Raw genomic sequence first — 13,695 nt, 5'->3', positions numbered from 1 at the left:
TCGCAGCAACCCCGACAGTTTAAGGTCATGTCATGACCAGCAGCGAAAGCACCCCATCCGACACGCCAACCAGCAGCCTGAGGGGGATCGGTCTCGCGCTGTTGGCGTTTGCGCTTTATGCCACCCACGATGCTGCGATTAAGCGGTTGGGCGCTACCTACTCTCCGTTTCAGATCGTGTTTTTCGTTGTTCTGATGGGTTTTCCTGTTGTGACTCTCATGTTGCTGCGCAGTGATACAGCAGACACTCTGCGTCCCCGTGTCCCGGTTTGGAGCGCGCTGCGCACCGTGAGTGTGGTCATCACCGGGTTCTCTGCCTTTTACGCATTCTCGGTTCTACCGTTGGCAGACACCTATGCGATTTTGTTTACCACGCCTTTGCTCATTACGGTGTTGTCGGTGCCCCTATTGGGAGAAGTCGTGCGCAGCCATCGCTGGATAGCAGTATTCATCGGCCTGATCGGCGTTCTGGTTGTATTGCGCCCGGGCTCTTCCGATTTGGGGCTGGGGCATATCGCAGCCTTGGTATCCGCGACTTGCGGCGCATTTGTCGCTGTGATTATGCGCAAAATAGGAGGCATTGAGCGGCGCGAGGTCCTATTACTATATCCCTTGCTAGCGAACTTTGTCGTGATGCTATGCGCTTTGCCTTTCGTCTACGTCCCCATGCCGATTGAGGATCTGGGGCTGGTACTATTAATTTCGGTTTTGTCTGTGGCCGCGATGACCCTGATGATCCGCGCATATACCCTTGCCGATGCAGCCTTGGTTGCCCCTATGCAGTACAGCCAGATCATCTGGGCGACCCTGTTTGGCTGGCTATTTTTCGATGAAACATCTGACATGATGACATTTCTGGGCGCAGGAATAATTATTCTCAGCGGCGCCTATGTGGTGATCCGCGAAAGCAGCGGGTCTGTTTCTGGAAACCAGCCAGTCTTAAGAACACTGAGCCGCCGACCCGAGATGGGCGCTACGCCGCGCCTCAGCGTTGCCATGCAAGATACCGTTGAGCAGAACGGCACTTGATGGCAGGCTACCTCTCTCACGCAGAAAAAAGGCCCTAAAAAATGAGCGACAAAATTCTAGCAGAATTTCTGCTGCCCACGTCAGAGCTGCGAGATGACCTGCCCTTCTACACAAAAACGTTGGGCATGCGGCTTGAGAATATCTTCCCCGCCGATGATCCATCCGTCGCAAGCTTTAGTGGTCATGGTATTCGCCTTCGAATCGAAAAAGGCGCTGACGTCCCTCCGGGCCACTTGCGTATCCTGACGGACGATGTGGACGGCTTTGCAGAAGGTGCGCGTGAATTGACTGCGCCCAATGGCACACGTATTTCTATCGCGCCGCTTACACCAAGCGTGGAGCATATTGCCCCACATCGCGAATTTGCCGTGCGCAGGCTAGCCGACGAAGCCCCTTGGGTGATCGGGCGCGCGGGCATGCACTACCGTGACCTCATACCCTCACGGCTGGGCGGCTCAATTATCGCAAGCCATATTCGGATACCTGACGGCGGCCCCGTCCCTGACATGGTTCATTATCATACGGTCGGCTTCCAGCTTATCTTTTGCTATCGAGGCTGGGTTGATGTTTTGTACGAAGACCAAGGCGATGTGATCCGCTTGCATGCAGGTGATTGCGTTACCCAACCACCCGGTATTCGCCACCGCGTGGTAGAGGCATCCCCCAACATCGAAGTCATAGAGATTGGCGTACCGGCAGAGCATGTAACGACCATCGATCACGACTTCACCCTACCCAATGGTGTTGGAGATCCGGAACGCGAATGGGATGGTCAACGGTTTGTGCATCATATTAAAGACACCGCGGTTTGGCAGCCTTCTCCTATCGACGGCTTCATCTTGCGTGATACGGGCATCTGCGAAGGTACAAAAGGCGTTGCCGGCATTCAGGTGTTGCGCCGCGGCCAAGGCCAATCACCAGCCTTCACTCATGATGCCGACATCCATTTTACCTTCGTGATGGAGGGTACTATGACTCTGCACGCCGAGGGCCAGAACGACAGCGCGTTGCAGGCTGGGGACGGCTTCGTCATACCGCCGGATATGATTGTTCAATACCAGGATGCCTCTGACAATATCGAACTTTTGCAGGTTGCACTGCGCGGTGACTTCATCACAAAACCTTTCTGAAATAGCGCTATCCTACAGTTCCGAAGGCCATGAAAGGGCATGGCCTTCCCCTGCTGCTTAACCAATATTTTCTTTGAATAACCAGCGGCTGGACCCAATTAGTTATACTCGGTTATCTGGATGAGAAGGTGGTGATCCCGATTGGATTCGAACCAATAACCTGCCCCTTATGAGGGAACCGTTCATAGCGTTATTCCTTCTTTGGTTTCGAGGGTTTGGATGTTTGTACAGGGTCTTCCTGTACATGGTTTGTACGAAAACGGGCCCTAACGTCGGCCTCATCCGTCTCTGCGTGGGCATAGATACGCATTGGCAAATTAGGGTCAGCCCAGCGACCGGCTTTGGCCGCAGTAACGGGATCGACACCCTGCCGGACAACCAGCTCAGTGAAGAACCCATGACGCCCTGCTTGGTGCGCGGATAGGTATTGGATACCAGCCCGCTTGCAGATGGTCTTCCAGCGTGTGTTGTACCCGGTCGAGCTGCCATAGCCAAAAACGCGCGGCTTCATGAATTTACCGGTCTTGCGGTTCTTGGGTCGCTTCGGTGGCAAGGCTAGCAGTTCGTCCATCATCTCTGGCGATACCGTGATCCAGCTCTCGGGGTGCCCCTTCTGGGCCTTCACCCTGACCTTGTTCTCGGCGGACCGCAGATCATGAGGCTCTAACGAAACAGCCTGATCGATCCGCGCCGCCGTCTCGAACATGAACCGAACCAGCGCCGCGTTGTATGGATCAGCTGCGCTACAGAACGCCTCGATCCACTCCTTGTCCGCAGGGGTACGCTCAACGCGGCTCGGCTTGTCGCGCAGTTTGTCCTGCGAAATGCGTTCAAATTTATCATAGGGCTTTACGCGGATCAGAGGCGTCCCCAATAACTGGTGTGCATTATTGATGACGGCGCTTGTTGGAACAATAATTTCCCTCCACCAAGTATCGGTCGATGCCATCGGTTTCCATTCTGGCCCAAACCCCTTCAACAAAGCGCCTGTGATGGCCGTCAGCGGCATGGCCCCAATCTCTTTAACAATTGGAATGAGTCGCTCAGCGTCTTCTTTGGAGGCGTTGTAGAGCAGGATCGCGTCAGAAAAGGTCTTGCTGATCTCGTCGCCGACGACATGCCGACGTATCTGCATTTCAGTTTCAATCGCTACCCAATCCCGTGCGCCCGCCTCTGAAGATGCCTTAGTGCTTCGCCGGTATGGGCCTGCGATGCGCCTGCCGTTGTACTCGACCCAGCCCTTAACCCAGTAGAAGCGACCCCTCTTGTAGATTTGGAGCGGCATGACTGACCTCCTTCAAAAATCGTGTCGATTTGCGCGGGTGTGATCAGCATGGTCCGCCCAAGCCGATAAAATGCGCCTGTATCATTCGCTCGTTCGCGAAGCGTCCGCTCGGAAATCTCGATGCCTAAGCCCGCCATGACTTCGACCCATTGAGCGGGCGTCTTTCCAAGCCCGAGGATTTGCGAGCTGTCTGTTTTGTCGATTTCCGCCATTTCAGTCATCCTTATCCGTTCGGGTTGAAATTTCTGTACGCATGGAATCGCTTGTTATGCACCTTCTGACGTGGTCAGATGGATTGAAACGTAAATGTACGTCATTTTGTGCTATGTTTATACAAAAGTGCGCAATGGTCAATTAGGAAACTTGCATGCCGCGAGAAGATGCCGAATTGTTTGCTGAGATAGGCGCACGCCTAGCGATCTGTCGCAGCGAAATAGGGGTCTCTCAGGCCGCGATGGCCGAAGCCATTGGCGTCTCGCATAGAGCTTACCACAGCTACGAAAAAGGAAAGCGCGGCGTCCCTGTCGAAGCCCTGGTCAAGATGCAGGACAAGTACGAGGTTGACGTCGCTTGGTTGCTTCTCGGCACGAAATCAATCCGCGTCGGCCATGATTTCGAGGCACTCAAAGACATTGAAAGCTCGCTGGATCAGCACCTCAACGCAGAGGGTATCAAGATCAAAAGCGAAAAACGCGGGGCCATTGTCGCCCGCTGGTATCAGTCACACGTCGAAGGGCGCGAAGTGATCGACGATGACGTTCACACATGGATCGAGCTTGTAAGGGAGTAGAGAAATGAAGAAACCGAGCGAAAATTGGAAGCGTATCCGTCGGGCGGCCTTGGAGCGTGCGCAACGAACCGCAATCGATCCGCTGTCGTCGCTATACAACATATATTCGGGCGTCTGTGCCCTGTATCTAGCGGGCTTTCTTCATTTCAAATTCTTCGACTACAGCACCGATTTCAGTTGGTTCACAGCATGCCTAATCATCTGTGTTGCCGTGGCCGGCGCTCTTGTTCCTGTGCTGACAGGCTCAGTTCTGACCTTGCATTTCGCGAGCAAGAAATTGGAACGTTTGATTGCTGAGTGAGCAAAGCACAAAGTGCAGTTTCACAGCTCTTCGGAAATACGGGGAACTATCCAATACGATTAAGGCTTGGCTCCAACTTGTCTGCCGGGGAGGCCAATTCGCGTGACGTTTGGAGTGTTCATTCACCGGACAGATTCAGTCTACGATGACGTCCCATCGGAACGATACCAGTTCCCAAAAAAATACCTGACGCGTGTGCAGCAGTGTGAAGGCGACTGGATCGTCTACCTTGAACCTACCAAGGTGAAAAACACCAAAGGCTACTTCGCTGTCGCCAAGGTTCAAGAGATCATCGCAGACCCCAGCAGCGCTGACATGTATTTGGCTGTCATCGAACCTGGGACCTATCTCGACTTTGGCGATCCGGTTCCATTCCGCGATACTGACGGCATTGTCGAGCAAGGCGTCTTAAACGATCTTGGAAACATTTCCGGCCGTGCTCAAGCTGCAGTAAGGCCACTAGCGGCAGTGGGTTTCGCCCGGATTGTGGAGCGCGGGCTTGGGCAAGACGATGATTTTCTACCGCGTGTCGATCAGGCCAGCCAGATGCCTGGCTTCCATGACCCACAAGTACCCTTCCAGCATCTCACAGCGCGGCAGCGTGTCGACCAGTTGACCAATCGCGCTGTGCGCGACCGCAACTTCAGAAAGAATGTTTTACGGGCTTATGGCGAACGTTGCGCGATTACAGGGCTACGGCTGATCAATGGCGGCGGACGCGCGGAGGTTGAGGCTGCCCATATCAAACCGGTGGAACGTGACGGCCCTGATATCGTGAGCAATGGGCTAGCGTTGTCTGGAACAGCACACTGGATGTTTGACCGAGGCCTGGTCGGGCTTGCCGATGATCTTTCTATTCTAGTGTCGAGGCAAAGCAACGATCTGGAAGCCGTGACAGCGATGATCAACTCCTCCGGAAGGCTTTTGGCACCAGAACGTCCAGCCAACCAGCCACGGAAAGAATTTGTCGAATGGCATAGATCTCATTGTTTCAAGCACTAGGGCTGACAGCTAGTTCCAAAGCACGGCTATCCTAGAACCGGAGTGTAAATTGACGAAGAAATGCGGCTTATCACAACACTTGCGAACCAATCGCTAATGAGCTGAAAGGCTTATTGCGTTGAGAAATCAATCATGTAGATTTACGGCGTAGGGACATGCCAGTCAGGAGTTGCCATGCAGACGCGACGGTGCGTTGTTCTAGTAGACTGGTGGGGCCAGGCAAGGGCGGAGTTTCTCGCAAACAAAAAGCCATCTCCTGGGCAGAACAGTGAACAAGCGCTTCGCAAAGTTGAAAAGTTTGTTGAAGATAGGCTAAAGCACGAAAAATTGCAGCCTAAACGTTGGGAGATCTCGTTTAGGCTTTATGCTGGATGGATGCGAGGTGCCGCCGCAACTGCAGCCCTTGTAGACTACAAACAACTCGAGGCTGGATATGCAAAGCGGCGGAGAACCGGCACAGAGCTAAAGTCCATTTTGTTTTTGCCTTCAACAATTGGATTGGCGCGTGGAGATCGCCTGCTGGCAGATACGTCAGGAAGGCGGTTGGAAAAGCGGCTAGGGGTCCATTTTCCTTTTACCTCCCGGGTCGAGTGCAACTGTAAGCTATGCAGTCATTTGGGCCAAAAAGGTCCAGACGGCTTTGTTTGTGATCGGGTCATGGAAAAACAAGTAGATACAGCGATCGTAGCCGATGCGTTATCTCTCTCGGTTGATCCCGAAGGGATAAAGATTCTAATCGTTAGCAATGATGATGATATTCTTCCCGCGTTGGTAGCTGGAGAAGCTCTTGGTGGCGACATAACGCTTATAAACACTGTCAAAAAGAGACATACTCACGCTAAACACCTACTCGACCTTATACATGGACCGGAGGAAAATTCCCAATGAGTACAGATCAGGAAGAACTGTCCGACCTAAAGCTGTTTCACGACCCTTTTTCTGAGTCCGTGTTTCGAACTAACGAAAGCGGGGGCTGGTTAGCGGAGTTCGAAAGGCACGGTACTCCAATTTCGCTCAGAAAAGAGCAGAATGGGAAAATCTTCTGCAACAGATCGGGTGATGTAGTCGCTGGCAACTTTAAGTCGCTATTAGCGGGTAAGAACTTTGCTAATCTGGAATACCTAGCTCGGTCTCTCGAACACGAATATCGAGATGCCCTAGATAATTGGATGGAAGTACCATTCTCGATTGATCGTACTGACGAAATACTGTCTTCGTTCGCTGAAGTGGACAGCTTCTTGCAGGGCTTATGGAGCGGAGGCGTGGTTGGATTGGAAGGGCCCGCTGGTGCGGGGAAAACTCACTTTATTGAGCGCTTAACTGCATTGCGAGCGCAGCAATTCTTAAAACGCGATAGTGTTGGCCCCATTCTTATACCAGTCACAAGTGCTGGAAAAGTATTGTCGGCCGTGGACGACAGGATCGACGGAGCTTTTTCGGCTCTTCGAGCCAGTTTTAATAGATCTGAGATGCCAGTACTGATGAGGCACGGTTTAATTTCGTTGGCAATTGACGGCTTTGATGAGCTTTCTGATAGTCGGGGCTATGACAACTCTTGGTCAGCACTAAGGGACTTGTTCCAAGATATCGGTGGCTCAGGGCTAGTACTACTATCAGGTCGGGACTCATTCATAAGCGCTGAAGAGCTCAAGAAACTAATTGGCCAATCAGTTGCGCTAGTAGGAGCGGATCTCCATTCCATCCGCATCGACTTTCCTAGCTCTACTGAAGCATGCAATTGGATTTGTGTCAAAAATTCTCAATGGAATGCGCGAAAAACAGAGCTAGAGGTGCGGCTGGATGACTATTATTGGTTGCGCCGCCCTTTCTTTGTTTCTCAAGTTTCTGCGATGCAGCCTGATGCTTTCCTGGAAAGTGGAGACGAACCGATTGTGGCCTTATGCGACTCAATCGTTGAACGAGAAGTTCACAAACTAGGCTTGCCGGCCAAAGTTCCGACAGCAAACGGAAAGAAATTAGTCTACTCGATTTTGACTGAGGCGGCCCGTACAATGATGGACTATGAGGTGGGTTTCGTTGACGCATCACTGCTAGAAATCGCCGTCGAAATTGCTTGCGAAGAAATTTTGCCGGGAGAAGAGGACTTCGCGCGGGCTCTTTCTGCACGAGCCAAGACGCTCACACTGTTGGAGCCTGCGCATGGCAGTGGCGATCGTGACAATAGAATGTTTGCACATGAAAAAATAAAAGCATTTTTCTATGCGCGGCATCTTTTGAATGAGTTTCTCAAGGACGGACCTGCCCCAACTGGACTTCGCCGAAATCAGCTGACTCTATCGGATTTATCTGTCTTTTCTGCTCTTTCGTTGGCAACTAATAGTTTGCCTACAGTACAAATATTGAAATCTATCAGGCTGAAATCAAAAGATGAAGTTTCCGGCAGCGTGTTGTCATCAAACTTCGCTGCCTTGGAAATCGCTTGTTTTTCTTCAGATGAACTAAAGCTTAGTTTGTTTTCAAATATCACTATAGTTGATGCGTTTTTCCCTGATCAAACGAGTGCAATATTCCGCGATGTGTATATAAATCGCCTCGACGCTTCAGACGCCGATCTTAGTGGATGTGAATTTTCTTCCTGCAGTGCTGGGGAGGTTATCGTAAGTGAAGCAACGCGTTTTGGAAAATCTGCTCCAAAGGCACTGAAGTTGATAAAAAGGGGCTTTGACGGGAGAGAAACTCATTTTCACGACAGCACTGTTATCGCCACGGAACTAGAGGCTCTATCTGCGGTAGATGTATCGTCACTTGCTCCAGTCGTACCAAAGACCCTCAACATTCTTGCGCGGTTAATGCTGAAAGGCCATTGGGTGCGGCTAGAGCAGGACGACCACCGTGGCAAGAGGTTATTGGAAAGGGAGGATTGGGCACTCGTTTCACAGAAACTAACGGAAGCAGGTTTTCTGGAAACACGAAACATTGGTGCAGGCGGTGGTCCAGGCGATTTTGTGCATCTAAAAAATGCTGAGGATTTCTTAACGGGCAAGTCAACTATTCCGGCTGTGCATAAAGCTTTACAGGAATTGAGATCTTTGTGACGATCATCCATTTCGAACGTATCGTGCAGCGTTGCTGCACCTATTAACGGGCAACGGGGCATCTGCTTTGTCTGGATGCCGAACCGCCCTGCCTATATTGCGATTGTCGGTTACCCTTGAGAGGATGAGATCATGCGCATGCTTGAAGAACCAATGCACCCCGGTGAAGTCCTGAAAGAACTTTACTTTGATCCTTTAAAGCTGGAGGCAATCGCGTTTGCGCGGCGTCTAGATGTGCCTCGGACGCGGATAGAGCGATTGATAAAGGGCGCGACGGACATCACGCCCGATACGGCGCTGAGGCTCGCCCGCGTTTTCAACACGACCCCAGCTTATTGGGTAAATTTGCAGACGAATTACGACTTGGCGGTCGCGTTCAGAGAAATTGACGTTTCTAATATCGAGCCAATCATAACCGATTAGCACGTCAGTCCGAGCGCCACCTCGACTTACAGCGCTCCTTTTTTATCAAAACTGTTTTTGGCCGCTGTTAGCTGCTTCTTGCCACAATCAAGTGGTATTTGTGACTAAATATTTTATTAACAGTCTAGCGTGACGCAGAGCCATTTTGTGAAAGCAACCGAACAAGCGGTGCGTTGATATAATAGTTGCTTTGGGCAACTTTCACTTTCTCCAAAAGACCTGACTGGTTAAGTTGGTCGAGATACCGGCCTGCAGTCTGTCGGCCCACACCTACTTCTTCGATGACATATTCAATGCGGGTGTATGGGTGGCGGAATAAGTTATTGACGAGTTCATGTGAGTATAATTTGGGATGATCACGCTTAATGCGGTTCTTGTACTCCGACATTAACTGTTTGATTCCAAAAACAAGTTCAGTAGTCTCTTTAGCCGTCTCTGAGACCGCTTTGACCATGTAAAGCAACCACGGTTCCCACTCCAAAGTGTCGCGCGTGTGCTGAAGCAGTCTGTAGTATTCACCTTTGTTTCGGGTGATATAGCGACTGATGTATAATATCGGAATCTCGAGGAGTTCGACCCTGCATAGGTAGAGCACGTTCAAAATGCGCCCAATGCGTCCATTCCCATCTGAAAACGGATGAATGCTTTCAAATTGATGATGAATAAGGGCCATCGAAACGAGTGGATCTAGGTCCGTTTCCTCTTTTGTGTTAATGAAGTGCTCAAGCGCTCGCATCTGATCCAATATATCACTGTGAGATTGTGGTGGAACATATACTATTTCGCCAGAACTTTCGTTCTTAAGCGCGGTCCCAGGCATCTTTCGGAATTCATCCGTACTGCCCTTAAGAGTTTGAAAGAGGGCAATGATTTGGTTGCTGCTGATCATGCCATCTTTCTCAATCAACTGGGAATATCCCAGCCTTAATGCCTCTCCGTACATGCCTACTTCTTTAGCTTCAGGAGATGGGTAAATTCCTTTCCGGCTATCGATTTGAAACAACTCATCTTGAGTTGTAACAATGTTTTCAATCTCCGAACTCGCAGCAGCCTCTTGAAGCATTAGGGTATCAATGAGTATGCCTTGGTTAGGGATGCTACCCGCGCGACCTTTCAGCTCAGCAAGGTTTTTGTGAGCGATCGTCAATGCCTTCAGAACCTTCCGCGTTTCTAGATCAGAATGTGGTGGCAGCGGCGGTATTTGGTATCGTTCAACGAGGGTTTCTCTAGTTATGGTAGTTGTCTTGGCGCTCATGTAATCATACCAATCATCGTATGTCTAAAAAATTCATTTTTTACAACATACAGAGCTTCGTATGTCGACAAAAGTGCAATTTTTGAATCACACGAGTTAGCAGTCGCCGCTGTCTACTCATGAACTCGGGCTTGTTGTCACAATGACAAAGGCAGCAAACATCATCCCACCGTCAATGCGTCATCCCTCGGTCCATCTCGACCTCCCGCTCCTCTAGCTCTGTTTCAACCTCTCTTCGGCGGCTTTCACTAATTTCAAGCTGGTCTCGAGTTGCGTGCGCAGCCTCCCGTAGTTCGAGCCCTCGTTCAACAAGCCGTGCAACGCAGCCACGGACGCTGTTTGCGATTGAATGAGCACCGACACGCAAGCGGCCAATCCATCCATCTGGCTCTGCATCCTGGTCGTCGAGAGTGCCTCTAACCCGCTCAATTCCTTTGCTGAGGTTTCGCAGGCCGTCACCAACCGCTCGACGCAGGCGAGCAAGTCGCGTTCCAAGGCTGTCAGGGGTGTCATCATCTAATCCTCCTCGATCTTGATGCAGGTCACTGACCTGTCGCCCAGTGTGCAGGTCCTCAGCCGCGTCTTTGTCGGGTCCAACACCAGCCATGTCGCGTCCTCCCTGTCGATCCGCGTCAGGCCCAGTTCCGTCAATTCCGAGCTCGTCAGCATCAGCGTCCAAAGCAAGCTCGCGGCCATCATCGAGACGATCCCCACCAAGAATGTCCCCGTGATCAGCCAGGGCGAGATCGTCAGCCAGCTCTTGTTCTGTCGCAGAAAGGTACGGGTATCGATCTCGATTGTACGATGCGCGATGGTCGCAACTTTGCTCAAATCGGTCCTGAAGCTCTCGAGCTGGGATGCCATCGAGGCGGCGTAGTCCTGCCGGATCGTGTCCAGTTCCGCGTTCAGCTTCTCGCTCAGCCGGGTCGGCTTGCCAGTTTTCATGGAAAATTTCTCCTTTCAAACGCCAGCGCTCGCCGGTGTCGGGGTCTTGGGCGGTCAGGTAAGCTTTGCCCGCTCGCGGGATGTCGAAGCCCGCATCAGTCAGGGCGTCGAGCATGCTTGCGCGGTCGGTGACGTAGCCAACGCTGATCTGGTCCTGCAGCCACGCATGTAGCTCGTCGCGGCCTTGGGCGCGGGTTGGGGTCTCAATGGTGTCGCGGACCTCTTGGACCCGCTCCAACTCCATCGGGTCGGCCCAGCTGTAACGCTGGTTCATCACGTCGCGGAGACTATCGAAGGCCTTCTCATAGCCGGGCGGCGCGATGTTCAGGCTTCGGCCCGAGGTCAGCTCCAAGCGCGGTGTACAGAAGTGAAGCTCAACGCGGTCTTCGTGGGTATGTCGGACCCAGAGCATGTCATATTGCGTCGGGTCCAGCCCCGCGAAGGCCAGACGCTCGAAGTGGTCCATGACCTCGGCCTGCTGTTCCTCGGTCGGGGCATCGGCTGCGGCAAAGCTGATCACGCCCGCGCGGTAGGTCCACTGGTGGCGACTGGCGTCGATCAAGGCTTCAGTGCGGTCGGGGTTGCCACGCAAGACCTCGGGCAAGGGCTCCCGCGTAACGGTAACAGGCTGGCCGTCTGCATCGCGGATCAGGTCGCGGTTGTCGTCGTAGGCCAGCACCTTGTCAGCGACAAGGTACCCGACCGGACCCGCACCCGCGCCTTTGCCGTTGCGGAAAAACTTGATCAGCATCGGCGGGCTGCCTCGACGATCTGGGACAGCTGGCGTTCGATGGTCAACAGGCGGCGGGCAACAGTCAGCGCGTCGAGGTCCACGCGGCCCGCCAGCATCGCGCTGTTCAGCCAGCGGGCGATCTGGTTGAGGTTGCCGCCGATGCGCCCGACGGCGAGCACTAGCGCCGGATCGACGCGGGGGATGGGCTTGCGACGGCGGGCCTCGGTCAGGCCAAGCGCCTCGCGCAGCAAGGTCGCAGCGGGCAAGCCAGCAGCGTTTGCCTTGGCGCGCAACTGGGCCTTCTCTGCCGCTGTGCACCGGAAGACGAACGTCTCGGTGAGCGGCTCTTTGGTGCGGGCTTTGCCAGCACCGGTGGGGTTCGAAGGGGAGGCTTGCCGCCCCTCGCAAGGTCCCGTGTCAGCAGCGCCAGCGTATGACATGGGTCGCCTTGCTGTTTGCTCTTCGGTGAGATCGGTAGCGGTCATGATCTGAGGCCTGCGGCGTGGATTTGGGCCTGTGTCACCAACTTTGAGGCAAGCAAAGCCGTCACTTGGGTGCCCGTGATGTGTTTGCACATCGGGCTGCGATCACTGATCCAGCAGGCCAGCCGTTTGTGGTGATCGGCTTCCAAAGCAGCCGCCTTTTCTCGGTCCTCCGCTTGCTTCTCGACATAGGCCTGCCAGCGCCGTGACTGGAACCAGTTGTCGGAAAAGCACACCTTGGAGCGGGTGAACCCTGCACTGTCGGTGGCATAGGCTTGGACCGCCTGCAACAAGCTCTCCGGTGCGATCCCTTCCTTGATGGCCTCTTCGATTTTGGCAAAGCAGGCCGCTTTGCCCCGCAGTCGGTCGGGTGGATAGGCTCCCAAAGTCTTCTCAGCTTCTTCATCCTCCGCCGCCTCGCGCCTGCGCGTAGGTGGTTTATGGATGGTTTTAGGATGGTTTGGGGGCCGTGGTGGCCCCGGTACCCCGGCCACAGTGGCCCCCGTACCGGGGCCAGACTGGACGGGGGCCACTGTGGACCCCGTCTCGATCTCGGGTTCAAGCGTGGGCTCCAGCGCTTCGACCTTGGTCAGATCAATCCGGTAGACAACGGTGAAACCGTTCTTGCAGGTCCGTGCGCCAGTCTCGACTAGGATGCCTTCCTTCAAGAACTCGCGGACGGTTCGTTTGACCGTGGTCTCGCCTAGCTCCGTATGCCGCTGAATCGTTCCCTTGGAACACCAGATGCCAGAACCGTCATCGCTCGCCTTGTCGGCCAAGAACATGATGATCTGCTTGCGCGTTGCGCTGCCGAACTTCCGTTCCGCGCATGTGTTTGCAACCCGCCAGCTCATTGGAAGGCCCCAAGATGCGCAAGTACGTGCGAATTTTGTACAGGTTTTGTACGAGATTTCCGCCGTTTCAGCAGAATTCGGCGCGAAAGCTCACGGGTGTTTCTGCACGCTTCTACAGAACCCCTTGCAAATAAGCCATATTTTTCAGGCGGTTTTGGTGACCCCGGCAGGATTCGAACCTGCAACCTGCCCCTTAGGAGGGGGCTGCTCTATCCAGTTGAGCCACGGGACCACGGCGTTGTGTTAGCCTAAAGTGGAGAGCTGATCCAGAGGCGAGACACGTAGGAGACATGTTCCTGCCGCATCATGTGAAGTCATTTGGGCTTATGCCGCCACAAAAAGCTAAATCACGTAGCGCACATCGCCGATTGCCTGTCTCCCTCCGACCGATTACGCTGGAACCAACCTAAG

The 13,695-nt window shown here is 53.3% G+C and carries 13 protein-coding genes and 1 tRNA gene; 8 read left to right on the top strand and 6 right to left on the bottom strand.

What is annotated here, in order from left to right; genetic code table 11:
• The first annotated feature begins 32 nt into the window (after window positions 1-32).
• Both K3757_RS01230 and K3757_RS01225 read left to right on the top strand, forming a co-directional pair.
• Window positions 33-1,028: a DMT family transporter gene (locus K3757_RS01230; RefSeq protein ID WP_259998536.1), complete on the top strand. Its 996-nt coding sequence runs from the start codon at window positions 33-35 to the stop codon at window positions 1,026-1,028.
• 41 nt (window positions 1,029-1,069) lie between these two features.
• Window positions 1,070-2,158, top strand: coding sequence for a cupin domain-containing protein (locus K3757_RS01225; protein WP_259998534.1), 1,089 nt, complete (start codon window positions 1,070-1,072; stop codon window positions 2,156-2,158).
• Window positions 2,159-2,348: 190 nt separating this feature from the next.
• Here the strand turns inward: K3757_RS01225 and K3757_RS01220 are convergent, their stop codons facing one another.
• Window positions 2,349-3,443, bottom strand: coding sequence for a tyrosine-type recombinase/integrase (locus K3757_RS01220; protein WP_259998532.1), 1,095 nt, complete (start codon window positions 3,441-3,443; stop codon window positions 2,349-2,351).
• Between the two features lie 367 nt (window positions 3,444-3,810).
• Between K3757_RS01220 and K3757_RS01215 the strand changes: the two genes are divergently transcribed.
• The 6 genes from K3757_RS01215 to K3757_RS01190 all read left to right on the top strand — a co-directional run bounded on the left by K3757_RS01215 (window position 3,811) and on the right by K3757_RS01190 (window position 9,015).
• On the top strand, window positions 3,811-4,233 hold the full coding sequence (locus K3757_RS01215) for a helix-turn-helix domain-containing protein (protein WP_259998530.1): 423 nt from the start codon (window positions 3,811-3,813) through the stop codon (window positions 4,231-4,233).
• Window positions 4,234-4,237: 4 nt separating this feature from the next.
• Window positions 4,238-4,534, top strand: a complete 297-nt coding sequence (locus tag K3757_RS01210; protein ID WP_259998529.1) for a hypothetical protein — start codon at window positions 4,238-4,240, stop codon at window positions 4,532-4,534.
• Between the two features lie 102 nt (window positions 4,535-4,636).
• Window positions 4,637-5,536 (top strand): HNH endonuclease, encoded by a 900-nt coding sequence (locus K3757_RS01205; protein WP_259998527.1) that lies wholly within the window; start codon window positions 4,637-4,639, stop codon window positions 5,534-5,536.
• A 174-nt stretch (window positions 5,537-5,710) separates the two neighbouring features.
• A complete protein-coding gene (locus K3757_RS01200; protein ID WP_259998525.1) occupies window positions 5,711-6,424 on the top strand; it encodes a hypothetical protein in 714 nt (237 codons plus the stop codon).
• Window positions 6,421-8,592 (top strand): ATP-binding protein, encoded by a 2,172-nt coding sequence (locus tag K3757_RS01195; protein WP_259998524.1) that lies wholly within the window; start codon window positions 6,421-6,423, stop codon window positions 8,590-8,592. Before K3757_RS01200 ends, K3757_RS01195 begins: the two co-directional genes overlap by 4 nt.
• Before the next feature lie 132 nt (window positions 8,593-8,724).
• Complete coding sequence (locus K3757_RS01190) at window positions 8,725-9,015, top strand: HigA family addiction module antitoxin (RefSeq protein ID WP_259998522.1); 291 nt, start codon at window positions 8,725-8,727, stop codon at window positions 9,013-9,015.
• A gap of 124 nt (window positions 9,016-9,139) precedes the next feature.
• Here K3757_RS01190 and K3757_RS01185 read toward each other — a convergent pair whose 3' ends face one another.
• From K3757_RS01185 to K3757_RS01165, 5 genes are all read right to left on the bottom strand, one after another.
• Complete coding sequence (locus K3757_RS01185) at window positions 9,140-10,270, bottom strand: Fic family protein (protein WP_259998520.1); 1,131 nt, start codon at window positions 10,268-10,270, stop codon at window positions 9,140-9,142.
• 172 nt (window positions 10,271-10,442) lie between these two features.
• Window positions 10,443-11,966 (bottom strand): relaxase/mobilization nuclease domain-containing protein, encoded by a 1,524-nt coding sequence (locus K3757_RS01180; protein ID WP_259998518.1) that lies wholly within the window; start codon window positions 11,964-11,966, stop codon window positions 10,443-10,445.
• On the bottom strand, window positions 11,960-12,433 hold the full coding sequence (locus K3757_RS01175; RefSeq protein WP_259998516.1) for a MobC family plasmid mobilization relaxosome protein: 474 nt from the start codon (window positions 12,431-12,433) through the stop codon (window positions 11,960-11,962). The genes K3757_RS01180 and K3757_RS01175 overlap by 7 nt, the downstream gene beginning before the upstream one ends.
• Window positions 12,430-13,284 carry a hypothetical protein gene (locus K3757_RS01170; protein ID WP_259998514.1) on the bottom strand — a complete coding sequence of 285 codons (855 nt, stop codon included), beginning with the start codon at window positions 13,282-13,284 and terminating at the stop codon, window positions 12,430-12,432. Before K3757_RS01170 ends, K3757_RS01175 begins: the two co-directional genes overlap by 4 nt.
• A gap of 155 nt (window positions 13,285-13,439) precedes the next feature.
• Window positions 13,440-13,516: transfer RNA gene (locus tag K3757_RS01165), tRNA-Arg, on the bottom strand.
• Between the last annotated feature and the right edge of the window lie 179 nt (window positions 13,517-13,695).

The sequence above is a fragment of the Sulfitobacter sp. S223 genome (genome assembly GCF_025143825.1).
Classification (GTDB): domain Bacteria; phylum Pseudomonadota; class Alphaproteobacteria; order Rhodobacterales; family Rhodobacteraceae; genus Sulfitobacter.
Note: the sequence above shows the minus strand (reverse complement) of the source record. Positions and strands in the feature narration are given on the sequence as shown.